We start from the raw sequence: 20824 nt of genomic DNA, 5'->3' as shown, positions 1-20824 counted from the left end.
GTACCGGCAAAGGAGACACCGATGGCCAAGAAGAAGCTCAAGCTCCCGCTCGCCTACCGGCCCGTCGGCTTCGTGCTGGGCTGGGCCGGCGGCGCGCTGGCGGGCCTGGCGTTCCGCGCGACGTGGAAGGCCATCCGCCACGAGGACGAGGCGCCCGAGCCGCTCGACGAGAACCGCCGCTGGGGGGAGATCCTGCTCGCCGCGGCCGTGCAGGGCGCCATCTTCGCCGTCGTGCGCGGCGCCGTCGACCGGGCGGGCGCCACCGCCGTCGAACGCTCGATCGGCGTCTGGCCCGCCAAGGTCAGGAACGACCACGACTGACCCGTAGCGCTGTGGAACCCCGGCCACCCTGGCCTGCCGCGGACCGCGACCGGCGCCGCGCCTCCCGGCACGGCGGCCGGCCGTCACCGCCCGCCCGGCCCGGCGCCGGGTGGGGTCAGCCCTGCTTGGGGCCGACCTCGGGGACGCGGCGGAGCGTGAAGGTGTGGCCGGCCGGGTCGGAGCAGCCGCGCTCCTCGTACGGGCCGGGGGCGTCCTTGGCTTCGAGCGGGCGGCCGCCGAGTTCGACGACCCGGCGTTCGGCCGCGTCCAGGTCGTCCACCAGGAAGTCCAGGTGGATCTGGAGCGAGTTCTCCGGGCGCGGCCAGCTCGGCGGTGTCGCGCCCGCGTCACGGCGGAAGGCGAGCCGCAGTCCGTCGGCGGCCCTGATCCGCACCAGGTTCGCGGTCACGTCCGTCTCCCGCGCCTGGAGCAACTCCTTGTAGAACACGGCGAGTTTCTCGGGCTCGGCGCAGTCGAGCACCACGACGCCCGCGTTCACCAGTGGCATGTCTCCTCCGTAGGGTCCGGCGGCGGGACGTGAGTGTCCAGCCGCCCTCCTTCCCGGATATCCCGGCCCCGCGGATTCAGGCCCGCGCGGAGGGCGAGCGCCGGCCGACCTGACCGCCCGCCAGGTCCGAGCAGTGGCAGGAGAGTCCGGGCCGCGGGACGCGCCGCCGGATGAGCGGGCGGGCTCGGGCGGACTGGTTCACCATGAACGGCATGGAGGCGAACGGCATGGAGACGAACGGCACGGGGACGAACGGCACGACGATGCGCGCGATCAGTCAGGACGTCCTCGGCGGTCCCGAGGTGCTGCGGGAAGTCGAGCTGGAGCGGCCCGTGCCCCGGGCCAACGAGGTGCTGGTGCGGGTGCGGGCCGCCGGGCTGAACCCCACGGACTGGAAGCACCGGGCCGGCGGCCTCTTCTTGGGACAGCCGCCGTTCGTACTGGGCTGGGACGTCTCCGGGGTGGTCGAGGCGACGGGCGTCGGCGCCTCCCTCTTCCGACCCGGAGACGAGGTCTTCGGCATGCTCTCGTACCCGTTCGGCCACGGCTCGCACGCCGAGTACGTGACCGCCCCGGCCCGGGTCTTCGCGCCGAAGCCGACCGGGATCGACCACATCCAGGCGGGCGCAATGCCGCTGGTGTCGCTGACCGCGTGGCAGGCGCTGGTGGAGCGGGCGGATCTCCGGGCGGGGCAGCGGGTGCTGGTCCACGCGGCGGCCGGCGGGGTCGGCCATGTGGCCGTGCAGATCGCCAAGGCGCGCGGCGCGTACGTCTTCGGCACCGCGAGCGCCGGCAAGCACGACTTCCTGCGCGGCATCGGCGTGGACGAGCCGGTCGACTACCACTCCACCGACTTCACCGAGGCGGCACGGGACGTCGACGTCGTACTGGACCCCATCGGCGGGGAGACCTCGCTCCGTTCGCTGCGGGTCCTGCGGCCCGGCGGGATCGTGGTGTCGATCGTGCCGGCCGGCTCCGACGACCTCTACCGCGAGGCCGGGCGGCTCGGCGTGCGGGCGGTCCGGATGCTCGTCGACGCCGACCACCACGGCATGCGTCGGATCGCGCGGCTCGTCGACGAGGGCGGGCTGCGCGCCACGATCGCCGGGACCTTCCCGCTGGCCGAGGCCGCCAGGGCGCACGAGGCCGGCGAAACCGGCCGGACCACGGGCAAGCTGGTCCTGCTGATGGACTGACGCCCGGCGTCCGGGCACACCGGTCCGGCAGCGTGCCTGATCAGGTCGAACCGGCGGCGCGCCCGGTCACACCGAGCCGGACGCGGCCCCGTGCTGTTCCAGGGCCGCCTCCAGCGTCGGCTGCGGGGGCAGCAGCCGGGACAGGCCGGTCACCCTCAGGATGCGGAGGGTCAGCGGGTGCGTGCACACGAGGTGCAGCTCTCCGCCGTGGTCGAGGACCCGGCCGCGGGCCCGGTAGAGCAGGCGCAGCCCCGAGCAGTCGAAGAAGTCCACCCGGCTCAGGTCGATCACGACCCGGGCCCCGGGCGGTGCGGTGGCCCGGTCGATGTGGGGGGCGATCTGCGCCTCGGCGACGATGTCTATCTCGCCCCGGAACTCGAGCACCGTGTGCCCTCGGTCCCGGTGGACACGCAGATGCCGGGTGAACGACGGCGCAGGTTCCTGCTGCACGACGACCTTCCCCTCCAGCCGCTCCTCGTACGACGGGCTCGGAGATCACAGCATCCCCCGGTGTTCGAGGCCCAACACCCCTACCCGCTCAGCAAGTTACCCTCGTAAGAGTGAATTCCAGCATGTTCGGTTGACATATGTCTCCGAATTCCGGCCGACTGTGGCTACTCACCGGGCGGCGCATCGAACAGGGCGCTCACCGACTCGCCGTTGTGGATGCGGCGCACGGCCTCGGCGAGGGCCGGGGCGATGGAGAGGATCCGCAGCTTGTCCTTGTGGTCCCGGTACTCCTCGCCCTCCGACGGCACCGGCACGGTGTTGGTGCACACGATCTCCAGGACGTCGCTCTGCTCGGTCAGCCGTTTGAGGGCGCCCGCCGCGAACAGGCCGTGGGTGCAGGCGACGCGGATCGAGCGGGGTCCCAACTCGCGCAATCGATCGAGCAGTTCGAGCACCGTACTGCCCTTGGCGATCTCGTCGTCCAGCACGATGACGTCCCGCCCGGCCACGTCGCCGATGACGGAGCTGATGGTCACCCGGTCGTCGGCGTAGCGCTGCTTGGCCCCGGCGGCCACCCGGGCCCCGATCATCCGGGCGAACGCGGCCGCCTCCTTGGCGTTGCCCAGGTCCGGGGAGACCACGGTGGTGCGGGACAGGTCGTACTGCCGGAAGTGCTCGGCGAGTTCACGCAGCGCGTGCAGGTGGTCAACGGGCACCGAGAAGAAGCCGTGCACCTGCGGGGCGTGCAGCGTCATCGTCAGGACCCGGCTCGCGCCCGCCGCGACCAGCAGGTCGGCCACCAGCCGGCCGCCCAGCGAGATGCGCGGCGCGTCCTTCTTGTCGGAGCGGGCGTAGGAGTAGTGCGGCATCACGACGGTGATCCGCCCGGCGGACGCGCCGCGGGCGGCGTCGCACATCAGCAGCAGCTCGACGAGGTGCTCCTGCACCGGCTTGACCAGCGGCTGGATGAGGAAGACGTCCCGCTCCCGGCAGTTCGCACGGAGCTGCACCTCCAGGCAGTCGTTGGCGAACCGGCTGACCCGCGCCGGGCTGAGGGGTACGCCCAGATGCGCGCACACCTCCGCCGCCAGGTCGGAGTGGGCACTGCCGCTGAACACCGCGATGTCTCGCACGATCCGCTCCTCGCTGATCATTCCGACTCCCGGCTCATGCTACTGATCGCGCGGCGACGGGCCGCGGCACGCCCGCCGCAGGGGCAAGGCGGGCACCCACGCGCCGCGACCGCACCTTGCTTGTCCAACTGGCCGGTCTGCCAGAGGATTTGGCGGGCATTCTGAGGAGGAAGGAAGGAGAACCGTGGGATGACGACTGCCCCCGAGCGAGTCACCCGGCGCATGCCCGGCTGGGCGAAGGCGGTGAGTGCCGTCGTGGTGGTACTGGCGCTGCTGTTCGCCGGTGTCGCGCTGGCCGTGCTGCCCGGCATCAAGGACCTGTTCGGCACCGAGACGCACGACCGCTCGGGCCCCGCGCTGCTGAAGTCGATCCAGGACCTGAGCCGCTACGACGCCGCCTCCGGCAACTTCCAGGTCGTCGTGGACCTGGAGAAGGACACCAAGTACCTGCCCGACGCGATCCGCGGCACCCGCACCCTGTACGTCGGGGCCGGCACCGTGGACGCCTACGTGGACCTCGGCGGGCTCGGTGACCAGGACGTGGCGGTCGACGGCGACCGCACCACCGCCACCCTCCGGCTGCCGCACGCGCGGCTCGGCCGCCCGGCCCTGGACGCGGACCACTCCTACGCCGTCTCCAAGCAGCGCGGTCTGCTCGACCGGCTCGGCGACCTGTTCTCCGACAACCCGAACAGCGAACAGGCCGTACAGCGCCTCGCGGTCGAGCACATCGCCGACGCGGCCAAGGACAGCGGCCTGACGGCCCGCGCCGAGACGAACACCACCGGCATGCTCGAAGGCCTCCTCAAGTCCCTCGGCTTCAAGGAGGTCCACGTCACGTACGGCCCCTGAACGGCCCCCCGGGCCGCCGGGCCGCGCCGGCTGGAGGTTCCGTCACCCCTGCCGCGACTTCGCAAGATGCCGTCCGCACCAGGGACAGAAGTCGATGGTGATACTCGATGTGCCGCCGTCATGGATGATCAGCCCGTAACTCTGGCACTCGGCGCTGTAGTCGATCAGAACATCCGGGCAGGCGTAGGGGTCGTCGTGCACGTCGCAGCGCATGTTCACATGACTGCTCATCGCCTCACAGCAGTGGTTGCTCATGGCCTCGGTTCTCGTGGAGGGGCGGTCGTCGCCGGCATCGGCGCGCGCCTGATCATCCATGGCCACGGCGGGGCGTGAGAAATCCGTCCTTCCCGACGTCCGGTTGGACGATGTCGTCGGCCGGCCGTCCAAGGCCGATCCCGTGGCGTGGGCCCCCCACGGCAGGGCGGGGCATCCTCCGTCGGTTCGCGGGTAACAGGGTTGTCTAGCAAGGGAGTTGGCGTCGGGGAGGAGTGGCATGAGCCGGGTGGCGTTCAATCCGCGTACGGTTTTTCGCTCGCGCGGGGACAGGGGCCGGGCCAAAGCCGACGGGCGGCCGGGCGGCGGCGGCCGTCGGCCCGCGCCCTGGCCGCTGCGGTTGCTGGCGATGCTGTGCGCCTTCGCCTTCATGGTGGCGTTCGCGGTCGTCCTGGCGAAGCTGACGCTGGAGCCGTCGCCCGCTTCGGTGTCCATCGCGCACAGCAATCTGCGCCCGGGAAGCTCGCTCCGGGCCTATCTGGAGGGGGCGCAGACACGGGAGGCGGTCAAGCAGCTCGGCGGGAACGTGCTGCTCGGCGTGCCGTTCGGCGTGCTGGTACCGGTGGTGGCACCGGGGGCGCGCAAAGTCCTGCCAGTGCTGCTGCTCACCGCGACGGTGATGCTGCTCGTGGAGTTCGCGCAGGGCGCGCTGATCACCGGGCGGGCCTTCGACATCGACGACGTCATCCTCAACACCTCGGGCGCGCTGCTGGGTTGGTTACTCCTGGGCCGGCGCATGGGCCGGGCCGTGCACGCGCGCAAGCCGCGTGAGTGATGGCCGGAATTGGTCCGTACCATGTATTGACGCTCCCTTATCTCACTCCTTGAATCAAGGGCGACACATTCACCCCCCACAACGGTCGGCGGCCCGGGCCCGGGCTGCCGCACGGAAGGGAGAGCCGTGGCACGTCCACGCCTGCTCCGCAGATGCCTGTTCGCCGCCCTGTCCGCCGTCCTGGCCGGTTCCGCCGCCATCGGCCCGGCACAGGCCGACTCCCCGAAGGCTGCCGCCCCCACGGCGGCCACCCCGAAGGCGGCCGCCGCCGTCACGTTCTCCGACAACTTCGACGGTCCCGCCGGCGCGGCCGTCGACTCCTCCAAGTGGCAGATCGAGACCGGCGACAACGTCAACAACCACGAGCGGCAGTACTACACGTCGGGCAACAAGAACGCGGCCCTGGACGGCCAGGGCCACCTGGTCATCACCGCGCGTCGGGAGAATCCCTCCAACTACCAGTGCTGGTACGGCACATGCCAGTACACCTCCGCCCGGCTGAACACCTCCGGGAAGTTCTCCGCGCAGTACGGGCACGTGGAGGCCCGGATGAAGATCCCGCGGGGGCAGGGCATGTGGCCCGCGTTCTGGATGCTCGGGACGCCGGTCAACTGGCCGGACTCCGGCGAGATCGACATCATGGAGAACGTCGGTTTCGAGCCGTCCAGCGTCCACGGCACGATCCACGGCCCCGGCTACTCCGGCTCGGGCGGCATCGGCGCGGGCTACACGCTGCCGAACGGGCAGGCCTTCGCGGACGCCTTCCACACCTTCGCCGTCGACTGGGCGCCGAACTCGATCACCTGGTCCGTGGACGGCAACGTCTACCAGCGGCGTACGCCTGCCGACCTCGGTGGCAAGACGTGGGTGTTCAACAAGCCGTTCTTCCTGATCCTGAACCTGGCCGTGGGCGGTTACTGGCCGGGCGACCCGGACGGCTCCACCTTTTTCCCGCAGCAGCTCGTGGTCGACTCGGTCTCGGTGACCACCAGTGACACCGCCGGCGGCGTCCCGATCCGGGGGCTGGCCGGCAAGTGCGTGGACGTGGCCGCGGCGAACTCCGCCAACGGCACCCCCGTACAGCTCTACGACTGCAACGGCAGCGCCGCCCAGCAGTGGACGGTCGGCTCGGACGGCACCCTGCGCGCGCTCGGCAAGTGCCTCGACGTCACGGACCGCGGCACGGCGGACGGCTCCACGGTCCAGCTCTGGGACTGCGGCGGCGGTGCGAACCAGAAGTGGGTCGTCTCCTCCGCGCACGACATCGTGAACCCACAGGCGAACAAGTGTCTGGATGTCACCGGCAACAATTCCGCCAACGGCACCCGGCTGCAGATCTGGACCTGCACGGGCGGCGCCAACCAGAAGTGGACGGTGGGCTGAGCCCCGGGACCGGCACTGGCGGCAGGTACACGCGGTCGGCGCACGCCGCTAGTGCACGGTCCAGGTGAACTTGTCGCCGCCGACCCAGCGGATCACGTCCGGATCGTCGAGGTCGTGGACGCTGATGCCGAAGGCGGCGGCGGCTGTCAGTACGTCGATGACGGTCTTCGCCTCACCGACCACCTCGCCGTCGATCTCCACGATCCGGAAGGGCGGACTGCCCGGCTGCACGGCCAGCACAAGGATCCGCGGCCGCGAAATGTAGGGCGTAGCGACTTCGGTCATGTCATCCAGCCTAGGGCCTGTTGCGAAAGTCCCGCCTGCCCCACGACGCCATGCACGCTCCCCCAAGCTCTTCGAGCAGGGGGGACCCCCAGAGCACGCACCTGACGCCGCGAGGCCCGCGCTCCGGGCGGACGACGCGACTTTCGCAACAGGCCCTGGAACGCCGACCGCGGCGACGGGCTTTCCGGTGCCGTCGGGCCTCCGCGTGATGCGGGCCCGGCGGCACCGGGCAACCCTGGGGTTGGAGGTGGCGATGGACCCTGTCGAGGCACTGGACCGGATCGCCTTCCTGCTGGAGCGGTCCCTGGCGCCGACCTACCGGGTACGCGCCTTCCGCACCGCCTCCCGGGTGCTGTCCGGGCTGCCCGGGCAGGAGGTGACCGACCGGGCCGCGGCCGGGACGCTCGAGTCGCTCAAGGGCGTCGGCCCGAAGACCGCCCAGGTGGTGCGGGAGGCGCTGACCGGGCAGGTGCCCGGTTATCTGCGCGCACTGGAGGACGAGGCCGGCGAACCGCTCGCTCAGGGCGGCGAACGGCTGCGGGCGCTGCTGCGCGGTGACTGCCATCTGCACTCCGACTGGTCCGACGGCGGCAGCCCGATCGAGGAGATGGGCCGGACCGCGGCGCGCCTCGGACACGAGTGGGCGGTGCTGACGGACCACTCGCCGCGGCTGACGGTGGCCCGCGGGCTGTCCGCCGAGCGGCTGCGCGAACAACTGGACGTGGTCGCGGAGCTGAACCGGACCTGGGCCCCGTTCCGGCTGCTGACCGGCATCGAGTGCGACATCCTCGACGACGGCTCGCTCGACCAGGATCCCGGGCTGCTGGAGCGGCTGGACGTCGTGGTGGTGTCGGTGCACTCCAAACTGCGGATGGACGCCCGGTCGATGACCCGCCGCATGGTGGCCGCCGTACGCGATCCGCGCTCCGACGTGCTCGGCCACTGCACCGGGCGGCTGCTGACCGGGCGGGGGCGTCCGGAGTCGGAGTTCGACGCGGACGCGGTGTTCGCCGCGTGCGCCGAGACCGGCACGGCCGTGGAGATCAACAGCCGCCCGGAGCGGCTCGACCCGCCGCGGCGGCTGCTGCGCCGGGCCGTCGAGGCCGGTGTGCTGTTCTCCGTCGACACCGACGCCCACGCGCCCGGCCAGCTGGACTGGCAGATCCACGGATGCGCGAGGGCCGAGGAGTGCGGCGTGCCGCCGGAGCGCGTGGTGACCACGTGGACAGGGGACCAGTTGCTGGACTGGGCCCGCGAGCGCCGGACGCCGTGAGGCGTGCCGGGCGGTCCGGGTCCGTGCGGTCCGCGTCGGCCGGCCGGGACCGGGTACTCGGTGGTGCGCACTGTCAGCCGCCGCCGAGAGGAGCCGAAGGTGAGCAGCGCTTCGGGCAGCCGGGTCGTCGTCACGGGCGCCACCGGCAATGTCGGCACGAGTGTCGTACGTGTCCTGTCCGAGGATCCGGAGATCGGGTACATACGGGGACTGGCCCGCCGGATCCCGCAGTGGTCGCCGCCGAAGACGCAGTGGTCGGCGGTGGACGTGTCCTTCGAGCAGTCCGGGCTGGCCGGGGAGTTCGCGGGCGCCGACGCGGTGATCCATCTGGCCTGGGCCTTCCAGCCCACGCACGATCCGGCGGCCACCTGGCGCACCAACGTGCTGGGCAGCATGCGGGTCTTCGAAGCGGTGGCCGCGGCGCGGGTGCCGGTCCTGGTGCACGCCTCGTCGGTCGGCGCCTACTCACCGGGGCCGAAGGACCACGCGGTGGACGAGTCGTGGCCGACCCACGGCTGGCCGGACGCCGCGTACTGCCGGGAGAAGGCGTATCTGGAACGGGCCCTGGACACCTTCGAGCGGGACCATCCGGATGTGCGGGTGGTCCGGATGCGCCCGGCCTTCCTGTTCAAGCGGGAGTCGGCGAGCGAGCAGCGGCGGATCTTCGCCGGGCGGTTCCTGCCGGGGCAGCTGGCCCGGCCCGAGCTGATGCCGTTCCTGCCCGACATCCCGGGCCTGCGGGTGCAGGCGCTGCACACGGACGACGCCGCCCGGGCCTACCGGCTGGCGCTCACGAACGAGGTACGGGGAGCGTTCAATCTGGCCGCCGAGCCGCCGCTGGACGCGCGGGTGCTGGGTGAGCTGCTCGGCTCCCGGCCCGTACGGCTGCCGCGCACCGCCGCCCGTTCGGCGATCGCCGCCGCGTGGGGGCTGCGGCTGCTGCCCGCCTCGCCCCAGTTGTTCGACGCGGTCCTCCACCTGCCCCTGATGGACTGCACCCGAGCGCACGTCGAGCTGGGCTGGCGGCCGGAGCGTACGGCGACCGAGGTCCTCCAGGAGTTCCTCCAGGGGTTGCAGCGGGGCGAGGGCGAGGACACGGAGCCGCTGCGGGGCCGCAAGGTGGGGTGAGCGGCGTGCGGGCCGGCCCCGGGGCTGTCAGCCGTGCGCGCGCAGCGCCCGCATCTGTTCCTCCAGCGGACCGAGTCCGACGTCCCGGCGGCGCTCGTCGAGGGTCTGCGGGCGGCGCACGGGGTACGGGCGGAGGGTGGCGGGGTTGATCCGCGTGCCGTAGAACTGCGGCTCGCCCAGTTCGACGGCGCAGTGGTCGGCGATGTAGGCCAGGTGCACGGCGGGGCAGCGTCCGTCCGCGGTGGCCTGCGCGATCAGATCCCGGCAGCGCAGCCGGAAGTCCAGGTCAGGGGCGTGCAGCAGGATCATCAGAGCGGCCGTCGAAGCGGCCCCGCCCACGGCCTCCACGGTCGGCCAGCCGTGCCGCCGCACGATCACCACGAGGGCCTCGGCGTTGCCCCGCCGGCACTCCGCCACCTTCCGCCGCCGCTCCGCGGTGGGCGCTGACCCCGCCTCCCTCGTCACCTCCCGATCAGCCTCGGCCCGGCACACGAGCTCGTCCGCCACAAGAGAGGCAGCCTCCCCGGCCAACGCCACCACACCATGACCACCGACCGCCACCACGTCCTGCCCGCCCGACGCCAAGACCACGTCCCGCTGCCCGCCCGGCCGGACCGCATCCTGCCCGCCCGAGTGCGCTGCGCCTCGCCCCACGTGCGGCACCGCGCCTTGCCCCACCGGCGGCACAGCGTCCTGCCCACCCGAGGATCCCGCGCCTGGCCCGACCGGCGACACCAGCTCCTGCCCGCCCGACGCCAAGACCGCGTCCCGCTGCCCGCCCGGCCGGACCGCATCCTGCCCGCCCGAGGGCGCTGCGCCTCGCCCCACGTGCAGCACCGCGCCTTGCCCCACCGGCGGCACCACACCGCGCCCGCCTGGCGGCAGCACATCCTGCCTGCCCGACGACACCGGGCCCTGCCCCACCGTACCTCGCCCACCCGGCGGCACCACCCCTTGGCCGCCCGACGACCCCACGTCCCACCCACGCGACAGCATGCTCTGCCCGACCGACGGCAACACGTCCTGGTCACCCGGCGACACCGGGTCCTGTCCCACCCGTGGCATCGCACCTTGCCCGTCCGACGACACCAGGGCCTGCCCGTCCGAGGGCAGCCTGTCCAGCGGCACCGCGCCTCGCCGGACCGGCGACGCCACACCGCGCCCGACCGGCGGCACCACGTCTTGCCCACCCGGCGACACCGAGTCCTGCCCAACCGGCGGCAGCACCACGTCCTGCGTGCCCGGCGACGCCGCGACGCCCCTGCCCGGCGGCGTCGGCCCGGCCTGATCCGGTGTCGGGCCGACCGAGGTTGTGGGGGCAGGCGGGACCGTGTGGGGTGTCGGGGTCGCGGGGCCGCCGGTCGGGCCGCGGGGTGTCCTGGGCGTGCCCACGGGGTGGTCCGGGGTGGCCGTCATGGGGACGGGCTTCCTTGGTGGCGCAGGGTGAACCAGACTCTCTTGCCGGGGCGGCCCGGCTCGGGTGGGGACATGCCCCAGTCGTCGGCCAGGGCGGCCACGATGGCGAGTCCGCGGCCCGACTCCGCGGTCGCGTCGGCCGGTCGTGGGCGGGGCAGCACCGGCGAGGAGTCCGCCACGGTCACGCGGAGGGCGTGAGCGCTGCCCTCCACGGTCACGGTGACCGTGTCGTCCGGGTCGGTGCGCGCGTGCTTGACCGCGTTGGCGAACAACTCGTCCGTGGCGAGCACCGCCCCGTCGCGCTGATCGGCCGACAGCGGCAGCCGGGCGAGCTGCCCGGCGACCAGGCGCCGTACGGCCGCCGCCCAGGAGGGGTCGGCGGGCACGGTGGAGCGGATGCGGAAGGGGTCGTCCGAGCCGGTCCCGGCGGGGCCCGCGGCGACGGCCGGCCGGTGCCCGGCGTCCGCCGGGGCGGGCGGCGGTCCGGGACGCCGGGCGCCGGATGCCGTCATCGGTCCGAAGGCGGCACCCTGCGTCCGGACGGCCGCGCTCGTCCGCGCGCCCCGGGCGGGTCCGGGGTCGTCCGGGCTCCTCGACTGTCCGTCGGTCACGGTGGCCATCCAGGTCTCGCGTCGCATGCCCGTGCGGGGCCGGGCATTCACATCTGGCGGTATGTCAATTCAGCTTGCTGAACAGGGCAGTTGGCCGCCCCGACGGCCCGCTGCACGACGGCTCACCCTGTCACTATGGTGTCGGACACATGCGGCCCGCAACCTGCGTTCTGATAATTTCAGAACGTTCACCAACACCCTGTCTGCGTCGTCGATGACATGTCACACTGCACGCGACGATGGCCGTTCGGGAGGTAGGACGTGAGGGAGAACCGCTCAGGCGGGAGCGCGCCCACCGTCCTGCGGATGGTCCTCGGCAAGCGTCTGCGGCACCTGCGGGAGCGGGCCGGGGTCTCCTTCGAGGACGCGGCACGGGCCATCGAGGTCACCCCCTTGACGGTCCGCCGGATAGAGAAGGCAGAGGTCGGCCTGCGCATCCCGTACGTCAGGGAGCTGTTGCGCACCTACGACGTTCCCGTACGGGAGATCGACGACTTCGTCACCCTGGCCCGCGAGGCCAACCGGCCCGGCTGGTGGTACAAGTACCGCGACGTGCTGCCGGAGTGGTTCAAGGCGTACGTGAGCCTGGAGAGCGAGGCCAGCGTCATCCGCCTCTACGAACCCCATTACGTGCCCGGCCTGTTGCAGACCCGCGAGTACGCCACCGCGCTCATGCGGGTCGGCTTCCCCAACGAGTCGAAGGAGGAGATCGCCCGCCGCGTCGACCTGCGCCTGAGACGTCAGGACCTGCTCGCCAAGCCGGACGGCCCGGCCGTGTGGGCCATCCTCGACGAGACCGTGCTGCGCCGGCCCGTCGGCGGTCCCGAGGTGATGCGGGCCCAGCTCGACCGCATGGTCGAGGTGCTCCGGATGCCGAAGGTCAGCGTGCAGATCATGCCCTACTCGGTGGGGGCCCACCCGGGCGCCTTCGGCCCCTTCCACCACTTCCGCTTCGGCTTCTCCGAACTGCCCGACGTCGTCTACACCGAGAACCTCGCGGGCTCGGTGTACTACGACCGGCCGGACGACGTCGTGACCTATCTCGAAGTCCTGGACCGGATGTCCGTGCAGGCGGAACCGGTCGCACGCACCAGGGACGTCCTGGGCGAACTGCTTGAGGAGTTGTGATACATGGCATCCGACACCCCCCTCCACAGCGGCATGCCGGCCGCCGACCTGGGCGCCGCGGGCTGGCACAAGCCCTGGAGCGGCACCAACGGCGGCTCCTGCGTCGAGGCCAAGCGCCTGCCCGACGGGACGGTGGCCCTGCGCCAGTCCACCGACCCCGAGGGACCCGCGCTGCTCTACAGCCGGGACGAGATGATCGCGTTCCTCCGGGGCGTCAAGGCGGGCCAGGCGGACTTCCTGGTCGACTGAGCCGGGACCGGAACCGGACCCCGGAGCGAACCCGGACCGGGATCGGAAGGTCCCGGTCCGCGGCGGTGGCGGCCCTCGGACCCCGGGTCCTGCAGCCCCCGACACCCCCGGACCCCCACCCGGCCCCGCACTTCCCCGTCAGCCTGCTGAACTCAGGCCGCGCGTACGGATGTTGACGCTAGGTTGAAGTCAGACACCGACCGCGGCACCCACAGCAGGAGACCCCCCATGGCAGACGGCGAGCTCACCCCGGACCAGGACGCGCTGTCCAAGATCGACACCACGGTGCCGCACTCGGCCCGCATCTGGAACTACTGGATGGGCGGCAAGGACAACTACGAGGTCGACCGGATCGCGGGCGACGCCTACCGCGAGCACGCGCCGACCATCGGGACGATGGCCCGCGCCTCCCGCCAGTACCTGATCCGCGCCGTGACCTACGTGGCCGGCGACCTCGGCATCCGCCAGTTCCTCGACATCGGCACCGGACTGCCGACCTACGACAACACCCACCAGGTCGCCCAGCGCATCGCCCCCGAGTCGCGCATCGTCTACGTCGACAACGACCCGCTGGTGCTGCGCCATGCCCAGGCCCTGCTCACCAGCACCCCCGAGGGTCTGACCGAATACATCGACGCGGATCTGCACGACCCCGAGGCGATCATCGAGCGGGCCGGCAAGATCCTCGACTTCGGCCGGCCGGTCGCCCTCATGCTGATGGGCATCCTCGGCCACATCCAGGACTACGAGGAGGCCAAGTCGATCGTCCGCCGCCTCCAGGCCGCCCTGCCCTCCGGCAGCTGCTTCGTGCACTACGACAGCACCGACACCGACCAGGCGCTCAAGGAGGCCCAGCAGGGCTACGACGACACCGGCGCCGTCCCGTACGTGCTGCGCAGCCCGGAGCGACTGGTCGCCTACTACGAGGGACTCGAGCTGTTCGAGCCCGGCATCGTCTCCTGCCCGCTGTGGCGTCCCGAGCCGGGCACCAGGCCCGAGCCCACGGACATCCACGGCGGCGTGGCCCGCAAGCCCTGACCCCCGGGGAGGCGGAACTCGCGGGCCGCTCCCCGGCCTACGGCGCCGTGCGCAGGAAGTCCGCGAGCGCCTCCAGGAGCCGGTCCACGTCCTCCTCGTCGTTGTACGGGGCCAGCCCGATCCTGAGGCCGCCGGTGTCGCCCAGACCGAGCCGACGGGAGGCCTCCAGGGCGTAGAACGCGCCCGAGGGCACCGCGACGGAGCGTCCGGCCAGGTGACGGTAGGCGTCGACGGTGCTGCGGCCCTCGACGGTCAGCAGCAGGGTCGGGGTGCGCTCGGCCGCGCGCGAGTGCACGGTGATCCCCGGGAGGCGGGACAGCCCCTCCTCGATCCGGCGGCGCAGGACGTCCTCGTGCCGTTCGAGCGAGCCGAAGGAGGCGAGGAGCCGCTCCCGCCGGGTGCCGCCCGCCGATGCATCCATCCCGGCGAGGAAGTCCACGGCGGCCCGGGTGCCGGCCAGCAGTTCGTAGGGCAGGGTGCCCAGTTCGAAGCGCTCGGGGACCGCGTCGGACGAGGGCAGCAGCTTGTCCGGGCGCAGGGTCTCCAGCAGGTCGGGGCGGCTCGCCACGACGCCGAGGTGCGGGCCGAGGAACTTGTACGGGGAGCAGGCGAAGAAGTCCGCGCCCAGGGCCGCGAGGTCGACCGGGACATGGGCGGTGAAGTGCACGCCGTCGACGTAGAACAGGGCGCCGCGCTCATGGACCAGGGAGGCGATCGCGGGCAGGTCCGGGCGGGTGCCGATCAGGTTGGAGGCGGCGGTGACCGCGACCAGCCGGGTGCGGTCGGAGAGCTGGTCGGCGATGTGCCCGGCGGTCAGTTCGCCGGTCGCCGGATCGAAGTCGGCCCAGCGCACGACGGCTCCCACGGCCTCGGCGGCCTGGACCCAGGGCCGGATGTTGGCGTCATGGTCGAGCCGGGTGACGACGACCTCGTCGCCCGGCGCCCACGTCCTGGCCAGGGCGCGCGAGAAGTCGTACGTCAACTGGGTGGCGCTGCGCCCGAAGACGACCCCTGACGGCTCGGCGCCCAGCAGGTCCGCCATGGCCTGCCGGGCGGCGGCGACGCAGTCCTCGGCGTTGCGCTCGCCCAGCGTCGTCGACCCGCGGTTGGACAGCGGACCGGCCAGCGCCTCGGCGACGGCGTCGATGACCGGCTGCGGCGTCTGGCTGCCGCCCGGACCGTCGAAATGGGCCCACCCGGCCTTCAGGGCCGGAAACTGCGCGCGGACACCGGCGATGTCATACGTCACGGAACACTCCTTCGCACACTCCTGGTGAGGGATGCGTCCCCATGATCCATCGCCCCGCGCCCCGGCGACAGCCCCTACGACCTGCGTTCTTCCAGGGCCGTCTGCCAGGCGGGGACCGGTTCCTTGGGGGCCGGTTCGGCGCGGCGGCCACCGCGGGTGAAGAAGTCGGCGAGGGGCAGGATCGCGGCGCCGACGGTGACCGCGTCCGGGCCCAGTCTGCCCAGGTCGATGGTCACCCGCTCGGCGGGGTGCCGCAGGGCGTAGGCGGTCGCGTGGCGGCGTACGGCGGGCAGGAAGCGGGGGCCGAGCTGGAGGCCGGCCCAGCCGCCGATGAGGATGCGCTCGGGCTGGAACAGGTTGATCAGGTCGGACAGACCGGCGCCCAGGTATTCGGCGGTCTCCTCCAGCACGGCGACCGCCACGGGGTCGGCGGCGGTGCCCTCGGGCGGGTAGGCGGCGGCCAGCAGGGCGGTGAGCGCGGTCTCCTCGTCGGTGCCCCGCGGCGGCCGGCCGCCCTCCTCGCGCCAGCGGGCGAGCAGGGACTCCGCACCGGCGTACGCCTCCAGGCAGCCCAGGGCGCCGCAGCGGCAGCGGCGTCCTCGTACCCGTACCGTCAGATGCCCCCACTCCACGGCCCGGCCGCGTTCCACCTCGGGGGTGACCAGGCAGGCGCCGACGCCGGAGCCGAAGAGCACCACGACCGCGTTGCGGGCGCCGCGTCCGGCGCCGAACCACATCTCCGCCTGGCCCAGCGTCTTGGCGCCGTTGTCGATGAAGTACGGCACGCCGTCCGGCAGCCGGGACCCGGCACGCAGCAGGGACTCCAGGGGTACCGCGTCCCAGCCGATGGTCTGCCCGTGCACGACCGCACCGCGGTCGGGGGTGGGCTCGACGATGCCGGGGACGCCGATGCCGACCCCGAGGAGGCGCTCCGGGGGCAGGCCGGCCACGGCCAGGACCTCGGCGATCCCGTCCCGGATGTGCCCGGTGATCACCTCGACGTCGTAGCCCTGGGACTCCAGGGGCCTTTCGGTGCGTGCCAGTTCGGTGAGGGTGAGGTCGAACAGCTCGACGCGGACCCGGGTCTCGCCGACGTCCACGCCGATCATGTGGCCGCTGCCCGGCGCGACGCGCAGCAGGGTGCGCGGGCGGCCGCCGTCGGAGTCGACGCTGCCGGCCTCCTCGACGAGGCCGTCGGCGACCAGGTCGGCGACGACGTTGCTGACCGAGCCGGAGCTGAGGCCGGTCGCGGGGCCGAGCTCGAAGCGGCTGAGCGGGCCGTCGAAGTAGAGCCGTTGCAGTACGGCCGAACGGTTGCCCCTTCTGAGATCGCGCACCGTGCGCCCGTTCCGCCCCGCCATGTGGCTCCCTCCCGAACCGTACCCGAGCTGCAACATACCGCCGCGGGCCGTCCGGGCGCGACTTCTGGCGGTCCTTAGTCCACGCAATAAATTAAGAGGTGACGGCAAGTCGGCCGATCTCCTCGACGGCGGCGGACAGTTGGGGGGCGACATGGTCGCGCACCCAGTGTTCGTGATCCGGCCCCAGGGCGCGCGGAATCGTCTCGGTGAGCATGATCAGGTAGAGGTAGCTGCGGTACAGCGCGAGCCGCATGCGGGCGGTGCGGCCGAACTCGGCCCGGCCGCCGGCCGCGCGGTAGCCGGCGAGGAACGCCTCGTCCTCGCGGATGTCCCCGAGCAGGGCGAGCGAGACGAAGTCTGCCGCCGGATCGCCCCAGAACATGCGCTCGCCGTCGATCAGGCCCCCGATGCGGACGCCTGCCTCCGAGCGGTCGAGCAGGACGTTGCCCGGCCACAGGTCGAAGTGGACCAGGCGTGGCACGGCGATCTCGTCCAGGGCGCCGTACGCGGCCTCGGCCGTACCTGCGATCTCGTCGGCGGGCCGGGGCAGCGGGGCGCCGTGGCGGCGGGCGTCGTCGAGGACGGCGGCGTACATGGCGGTGAAGGCGGTGCGCCAGTCGGGGGCGAGCGGGCCGAGCGCGCCGGAGGGGTAGCCGAAGCCGGGGCCGGTCACCCGGTGGAGCCGGGCCACCTGGCCGCCGAGGCGGGCGCGCAGGCCGGCCGCTTCGGCGTCCGTCACCGACGCGTCCCAGGGCTCGCCTGGGCAGGCGGTCATCAGCAGGTGGCGCCGGCCCGCGTCCTCGCCCTCCGCGACCACGCGCGGCGCGGGCACTCCGGCCCGTACAGCCGCGCGGCAGAACTCGGCCTCGCCGACGAGGAGGTCCCTCTCGTAGCGCAGGCCGGGCGCGGTGGAGGCGGGCGGGACCTTCAGCACGTACCGGGTGCCGTCGGCCAGGCACAGCTCCTCGACGCTGTTGTACGTGCCGCCGCCCAGCGCGCGGAGCCGGGCGAGCCGGTCCGGCGGGACGCCCGCGGCCCGCAGCGCGCGCCGGGCCCGCTCCCAGGACCGCGCCGGCCGCGCGTCCGGGTCACCGAAATCCATTGGACCCCCCTTTCGGTTCCTGCTTACCCTAGCCGCAAAACTAATCCCCTTAGGCAACTTGTGCTGTCATTTCCGGAGGCCCCCATGAGATCACTGACCGAGCAGGACGTGCGCGACTCGTTCGTGAACTGCTCCAAGGGCGAGGCCAAGCGCCTGTCGGTCCCCCGGGACCTCGGTGACCGCCCCTGGGACGATCTGGACTTCCTGGGCTGGCGCGATCCGGGAGCGCCCGACCGCAGCTATCTGGTCACCGAGCGGGAGGGCCGGCTCATGGGCGTGACCCTGCGCTTCCCCGCCTCGCAGCGCGGGTTCCTGCACCGCAGCATGTGCTCGCTGTGCCTGACCACGCACCGCGGGGGCGGGGTCTCGTTGATGACCGCCCGCAAGGCCGGAGCGGCGGGCCGCGAGGGCAACTCGGTCGGCGTGTACATGTGCACCGACCTCGCCTGCTCGCTCTATGTGCGCGGAAAGAAGGTCCCGGACTCCGGCGCGCGCTTCGAGGAGAGCCTCACGCTGGAGCAGCAGATCGCCCGCACCACGGCCAACCTGGCGGCCTTCCTCGACAAGCTGTACGTCTGACCGCACCGCCCGGTCACGTTCGGCCCCGCGCGATCGGGGAACTGCGCAAGGGATGCGGAAGGTACGTGACTGGACCCCGTCCCTGGCTCGGGTGGTGAAGCGGCACCGGGACCCCGTGGTCGTACAGGCGCTGCGCTCCACGACCGCCGCGACGATCGCGTATGTGATCGCGTTGCGGCTGAGTCCGGAGCCCGCGCCGCTGACCGCGCCGCTGACGGCTCTGCTCGTCGTCCAGGTGACCCTCTACTCCACGCTGACCACCGGAATCCGCCGGGTGAACTCGGTGGTGGCCGGGGTGCTCGTGGCCATCGCCTTCTCCCTGCTGGTGGGGCTGACCTGGTGGAGCCTCGCCCTGGTGATCCTGGCGGCGCTGGCGGTCGGGCACCTGGTGCGGGTGGACGAGTTCGTGCCCGAGGTGGCGATCAGCGCGATGCTGGTCCTCGGCGTCACCGCCGTGGGCAGTACCGCCTCGGCGCGGGTCGAGGAGACGCTGATCGGGGCGGTGGTCGGCCTCGGCTGCAATCTGCTGCTCGCTCCCCCGGTGTGGACCGAACAGGCCGGAGCGTCGATCGAGGGCCTGGCCCGCCGCGTGCGGCAGCTGATGCTGCGGATGGCCGAGGAGGCGGCCGGGCATCCGCCCGTGGAGCGCGCCGCGGAGCAGCTGCACGAGGCCCGCCGTCTGGACCACGACATCTCCGAGGTGGACGCCGCCCTCAGGCAGGCCGAGGACAGCCTGCGGCTCAATCCGCGGGTGCGCGAGGGCCTGCTGCACCGGGTGGTGCTGCGCACCGGACTTGACACGCTGGAGATCTGCACGGTCGTGCTGCGCGTGCTGGCGCGCACCTTCACGGACCTGGCGAAGCAGCGGGCCCCCGAGCCGATGTTCTCGCCGCAGACCGGTGCCCTGGTGCAGGAGCTGCTGTGCGAGATCTCCGACGCGGTGGTCAGCTTCGCGGTGCTGGTCACCACGGACGTCAGCGTGAGCGCGGAGGAGGCCGAGTCCCGGCTGGCCGCGCAGCTTCGGCAGACCTCCGCCGCCCGCGACAAGGTGGCCCGGCTGCTGCTGGAGGAGGTGCAGCGGGACGCGAGCCAGTGGCAGCTGTACGGCGCGGTGATCACCGAGGTGGACCGGATCATCGACGAGATGGACACCGAGCACCGTTCCCGCCGGCTCCTGGAGGAGCTGGACCGTTACACCCGCGCCCAGCGCGAGCGCGCCCCGCGGCTGACCCGGCTCGGGGACCGGCTGGGCGCGCCGGTCCGGCAGCGGCGGAACCGCGCGGGCGTCGCGGAGCGTTCTGTGCGTCAGGGGCGCGGTCGCAGGACGGCGCGGTCCTGTGAGGGAGGGGAGCAGGCATGACCGGATCGACGGTGCGGATCGACGGGAACACGCTGCGGCTGCCGGGCGGTGTGGCGGTGCGGTTCATCCGCACCCTGCGGCTGCCGGAGAAGGGTACGCATCCGCTGCCGCCGGGGCTGGGCGAGTTCCCGGTCCGGCGGGTGGCCGACTACGCGGACTCGGTGCCCGAGCAGTGGCGGGCGCACGGCGGCGTGATGCTGCCGGTGTATCTGCGCGAGGCGATGTGGCTGAGCTTCGCGGGCACGACCGAGCCGGCCGCCCTTCAGGTCGGCGTGGGCAAGGTGTGCGCGGTGTCGGGCCGGCCGTGGAGCGACCGGCTGTCCCGCGACCCGCAGAACTACGTGGTGCTGCCCCGCCAGCCCTGGCTGGACGGCATCAACTCCGGCAAGGGCACCGTGCGCCAGTTCGTCGCCGTGCCGCTGGGCCTGGGGGCGAGCGTCGAGGGCCAGGTCACGGGCGAGGAGGTGTGGGGCGGCGTCCAGTTGCAGACGTTCCCGCTGAACGACGCCGAACTGGCGCGGTGGCGCGAGGAGGAGCGGCAGCGGCGGGAGGCGGACCGGTCGACCATGATCTGCGGCGGCGCCCCCATGGCGGCAGGCGCGGCGCCCGCGCCCGGCGCCGCGCCTGCCGCGCCCCGCCGGGCCGCGCCCGCCATGGGGCTCGGTGTCGGCGGCTCCATGCGCCAGGAGGTGTACCGGGACGACCGGCCGCCGGGCGCCTGGTCCGGGCGGCGCGCAGGGCGGGTGTTCGTGCACCTGGTGACGCCTCCGCAGTGGCGCCGTATCACCGGCGAGGCTCCCCCGCCGTCGCCCGTGGACCGCGCCGCGTACACGAGCGCCGGGCTGCCCTGGTTCGACTACTACGACCAGGACGCCGAGGACCTCTCCCCCACCGACACGCTGTCGGCGGTGCGCCCGGCCGGCGACTGGCTCGGCGACGACCACGAGCCGTGGCAGGAGCCGTCACCGCACCAGGTGCGCCCCCTGAAGGACGCGCCGGGCAAGCCGGTGGAGGACGGGGACTGGTAGACACACGAGGCTGCCACCGAACGGATCCGGAACGCGCCGAAGAGAGCGTGCCGCAAGCCGCCACGCGTGGGTGCGGCGGCCCCGGCGCGCACGATGGTCGCCCCCGCGCCTCGGTGCGGCCGACCC

Annotated in this window: 23 protein-coding genes; 13 read left to right on the top strand and 10 right to left on the bottom strand. The window is 72.8% G+C overall.

Going from position 1 to position 20824, the window contains the following annotated elements:
- The first annotated feature begins 21 nt into the window (after positions 1 to 21).
- Entirely contained in the window at positions 22 to 321 is a 300-nt protein-coding gene (locus CG719_RS27375; protein WP_100571368.1) for a DUF4235 domain-containing protein, read from the top strand.
- Between the two features lie 115 nt (positions 322 to 436).
- Here the strand turns inward: CG719_RS27375 and CG719_RS27370 are convergent, their stop codons facing one another.
- Entirely contained in the window at positions 437 to 829 is a 393-nt protein-coding gene (locus tag CG719_RS27370) for a VOC family protein (protein WP_100571367.1), read from the bottom strand.
- A 227-nt stretch (positions 830 to 1056) separates the two neighbouring features.
- On the opposite strand from CG719_RS27370, the gene CG719_RS27360 reads away from it, so the two are divergent.
- Positions 1057 to 2025 (top strand): NADP-dependent oxidoreductase, encoded by a 969-nt coding sequence (locus CG719_RS27360; RefSeq protein WP_100571365.1) that lies wholly within the window; start codon positions 1057 to 1059, stop codon positions 2023 to 2025.
- A 66-nt stretch (positions 2026 to 2091) separates the two neighbouring features.
- Here the strand turns inward: CG719_RS27360 and CG719_RS27355 are convergent, their stop codons facing one another.
- Together CG719_RS27355 and CG719_RS27350 are read right to left on the bottom strand one after the other, a co-directional pair.
- The gene (locus CG719_RS27355; protein ID WP_100571364.1) at positions 2092 to 2475 is read right to left on the bottom strand and encodes an anti-sigma factor antagonist; all 384 of its coding nucleotides are present in this window, start codon (positions 2473 to 2475) and stop codon (positions 2092 to 2094) included.
- Between the two features lie 164 nt (positions 2476 to 2639).
- Positions 2640 to 3608, bottom strand: a complete 969-nt coding sequence (locus tag CG719_RS27350; RefSeq protein WP_100571466.1) for a ribose-phosphate diphosphokinase — start codon at positions 3606 to 3608, stop codon at positions 2640 to 2642.
- 189 nt (positions 3609 to 3797) lie between these two features.
- On the opposite strand from CG719_RS27350, the gene CG719_RS27345 reads away from it, so the two are divergent.
- Positions 3798 to 4460, top strand: a complete 663-nt coding sequence (locus CG719_RS27345; RefSeq protein ID WP_100571363.1) for a DUF4230 domain-containing protein — start codon at positions 3798 to 3800, stop codon at positions 4458 to 4460.
- Between the two features lie 42 nt (positions 4461 to 4502).
- Here CG719_RS27345 and CG719_RS27340 read toward each other — a convergent pair whose 3' ends face one another.
- Positions 4503 to 4775 (bottom strand): DUF6980 family protein, encoded by a 273-nt coding sequence (locus CG719_RS27340; RefSeq protein ID WP_234375785.1) that lies wholly within the window; start codon positions 4773 to 4775, stop codon positions 4503 to 4505.
- Between the two features lie 178 nt (positions 4776 to 4953).
- Between CG719_RS27340 and CG719_RS27335 the strand changes: the two genes are divergently transcribed.
- Together CG719_RS27335 and CG719_RS27330 are read left to right on the top strand one after the other, a co-directional pair.
- The gene (locus tag CG719_RS27335; protein WP_100571362.1) at positions 4954 to 5508 is read left to right on the top strand and encodes a VanZ family protein; all 555 of its coding nucleotides are present in this window, start codon (positions 4954 to 4956) and stop codon (positions 5506 to 5508) included.
- 126 nt (positions 5509 to 5634) lie between these two features.
- The gene (locus CG719_RS27330; protein ID WP_100571361.1) at positions 5635 to 6891 is read left to right on the top strand and encodes a ricin-type beta-trefoil lectin domain protein; all 1257 of its coding nucleotides are present in this window, start codon (positions 5635 to 5637) and stop codon (positions 6889 to 6891) included.
- A 48-nt stretch (positions 6892 to 6939) separates the two neighbouring features.
- On the opposite strand, the gene CG719_RS27325 is transcribed toward CG719_RS27330, so the two are convergent.
- Positions 6940 to 7176: a hypothetical protein gene (locus CG719_RS27325; protein WP_100571360.1), complete on the bottom strand. Its 237-nt coding sequence runs from the start codon at positions 7174 to 7176 to the stop codon at positions 6940 to 6942.
- 253 nt (positions 7177 to 7429) lie between these two features.
- Between CG719_RS27325 and CG719_RS27320 the strand changes: the two genes are divergently transcribed.
- Positions 7430 to 8449, top strand: a complete 1020-nt coding sequence (locus CG719_RS27320) for a PHP domain-containing protein (RefSeq protein WP_100571359.1) — start codon at positions 7430 to 7432, stop codon at positions 8447 to 8449.
- Between the two features lie 99 nt (positions 8450 to 8548).
- A complete protein-coding gene (locus tag CG719_RS27315; protein WP_100571358.1) occupies positions 8549 to 9577 on the top strand; it encodes an SDR family oxidoreductase in 1029 nt (342 codons plus the stop codon).
- 27 nt (positions 9578 to 9604) lie between these two features.
- Here the strand turns inward: CG719_RS27315 and CG719_RS27310 are convergent, their stop codons facing one another.
- Positions 9605 to 10084 carry a DUF6624 domain-containing protein gene (locus CG719_RS27310; protein WP_234375784.1) on the bottom strand — a complete coding sequence of 160 codons (480 nt, stop codon included), beginning with the start codon at positions 10082 to 10084 and terminating at the stop codon, positions 9605 to 9607.
- Between the two features lie 905 nt (positions 10085 to 10989).
- Positions 10990 to 11631 (bottom strand): ATP-binding protein, encoded by a 642-nt coding sequence (locus CG719_RS27305; protein WP_234375783.1) that lies wholly within the window; start codon positions 11629 to 11631, stop codon positions 10990 to 10992.
- Between the two features lie 279 nt (positions 11632 to 11910).
- Here CG719_RS27305 and CG719_RS27300 point away from each other — a divergent pair, with 279 nt between their 5' ends.
- The 3 genes from CG719_RS27300 to CG719_RS27290 all read left to right on the top strand — a co-directional run bounded on the left by CG719_RS27300 (position 11911) and on the right by CG719_RS27290 (position 14019).
- Positions 11911 to 12732 carry a helix-turn-helix domain-containing protein gene (locus CG719_RS27300; RefSeq protein ID WP_100571357.1) on the top strand — a complete coding sequence of 274 codons (822 nt, stop codon included), beginning with the start codon at positions 11911 to 11913 and terminating at the stop codon, positions 12730 to 12732.
- A gap of 3 nt (positions 12733 to 12735) precedes the next feature.
- Positions 12736 to 12981: a DUF397 domain-containing protein gene (locus CG719_RS27295; protein WP_100571356.1), complete on the top strand. Its 246-nt coding sequence runs from the start codon at positions 12736 to 12738 to the stop codon at positions 12979 to 12981.
- Between the two features lie 228 nt (positions 12982 to 13209).
- Entirely contained in the window at positions 13210 to 14019 is an 810-nt protein-coding gene (locus tag CG719_RS27290) for an SAM-dependent methyltransferase (protein ID WP_100571355.1), read from the top strand.
- A 37-nt stretch (positions 14020 to 14056) separates the two neighbouring features.
- Here the strand turns inward: CG719_RS27290 and CG719_RS27285 are convergent, their stop codons facing one another.
- The 3 genes from CG719_RS27285 to CG719_RS27275 form a co-directional block, all read right to left on the bottom strand.
- On the bottom strand, positions 14057 to 15268 hold the full coding sequence (locus CG719_RS27285; protein ID WP_100571354.1) for a cysteine desulfurase-like protein: 1212 nt from the start codon (positions 15266 to 15268) through the stop codon (positions 14057 to 14059).
- A gap of 74 nt (positions 15269 to 15342) precedes the next feature.
- Positions 15343 to 16629 (bottom strand): ROK family transcriptional regulator, encoded by a 1287-nt coding sequence (locus CG719_RS27280; protein ID WP_100571353.1) that lies wholly within the window; start codon positions 16627 to 16629, stop codon positions 15343 to 15345.
- Positions 16630 to 16720: 91 nt separating this feature from the next.
- Positions 16721 to 17731 carry a phosphotransferase family protein gene (locus CG719_RS27275; protein ID WP_100571352.1) on the bottom strand — a complete coding sequence of 337 codons (1011 nt, stop codon included), beginning with the start codon at positions 17729 to 17731 and terminating at the stop codon, positions 16721 to 16723.
- An 84-nt stretch (positions 17732 to 17815) separates the two neighbouring features.
- Between CG719_RS27275 and CG719_RS27270 the strand changes: the two genes are divergently transcribed.
- From CG719_RS27270 to CG719_RS27260, 3 genes are read left to right on the top strand one after another with little or no spacing between them, the layout of a single operon-like run.
- Complete coding sequence (locus CG719_RS27270; protein ID WP_100571351.1) at positions 17816 to 18310, top strand: FBP domain-containing protein; 495 nt, start codon at positions 17816 to 17818, stop codon at positions 18308 to 18310.
- A gap of 52 nt (positions 18311 to 18362) precedes the next feature.
- Positions 18363 to 19670, top strand: a complete 1308-nt coding sequence (locus CG719_RS27265; RefSeq protein ID WP_100571350.1) for an FUSC family protein — start codon at positions 18363 to 18365, stop codon at positions 19668 to 19670.
- Positions 19667 to 20698 carry a hypothetical protein gene (locus tag CG719_RS27260; RefSeq protein WP_100571349.1) on the top strand — a complete coding sequence of 344 codons (1032 nt, stop codon included), beginning with the start codon at positions 19667 to 19669 and terminating at the stop codon, positions 20696 to 20698. The genes CG719_RS27265 and CG719_RS27260 overlap by 4 nt, the downstream gene beginning before the upstream one ends.
- The last annotated feature ends 126 nt before the right edge of the window (positions 20699 to 20824 follow it).

Origin of the sequence: Streptomyces sp. CB01373 (assembly GCF_002803075.1) — a bacterium.
Taxonomy (GTDB): Bacteria; Actinomycetota; Actinomycetes; order Streptomycetales; family Streptomycetaceae; genus Streptomyces.
The sequence above is the reverse complement of the archived record's forward strand: the minus strand, read 5'-3'. Positions and strand labels throughout refer to the sequence as shown.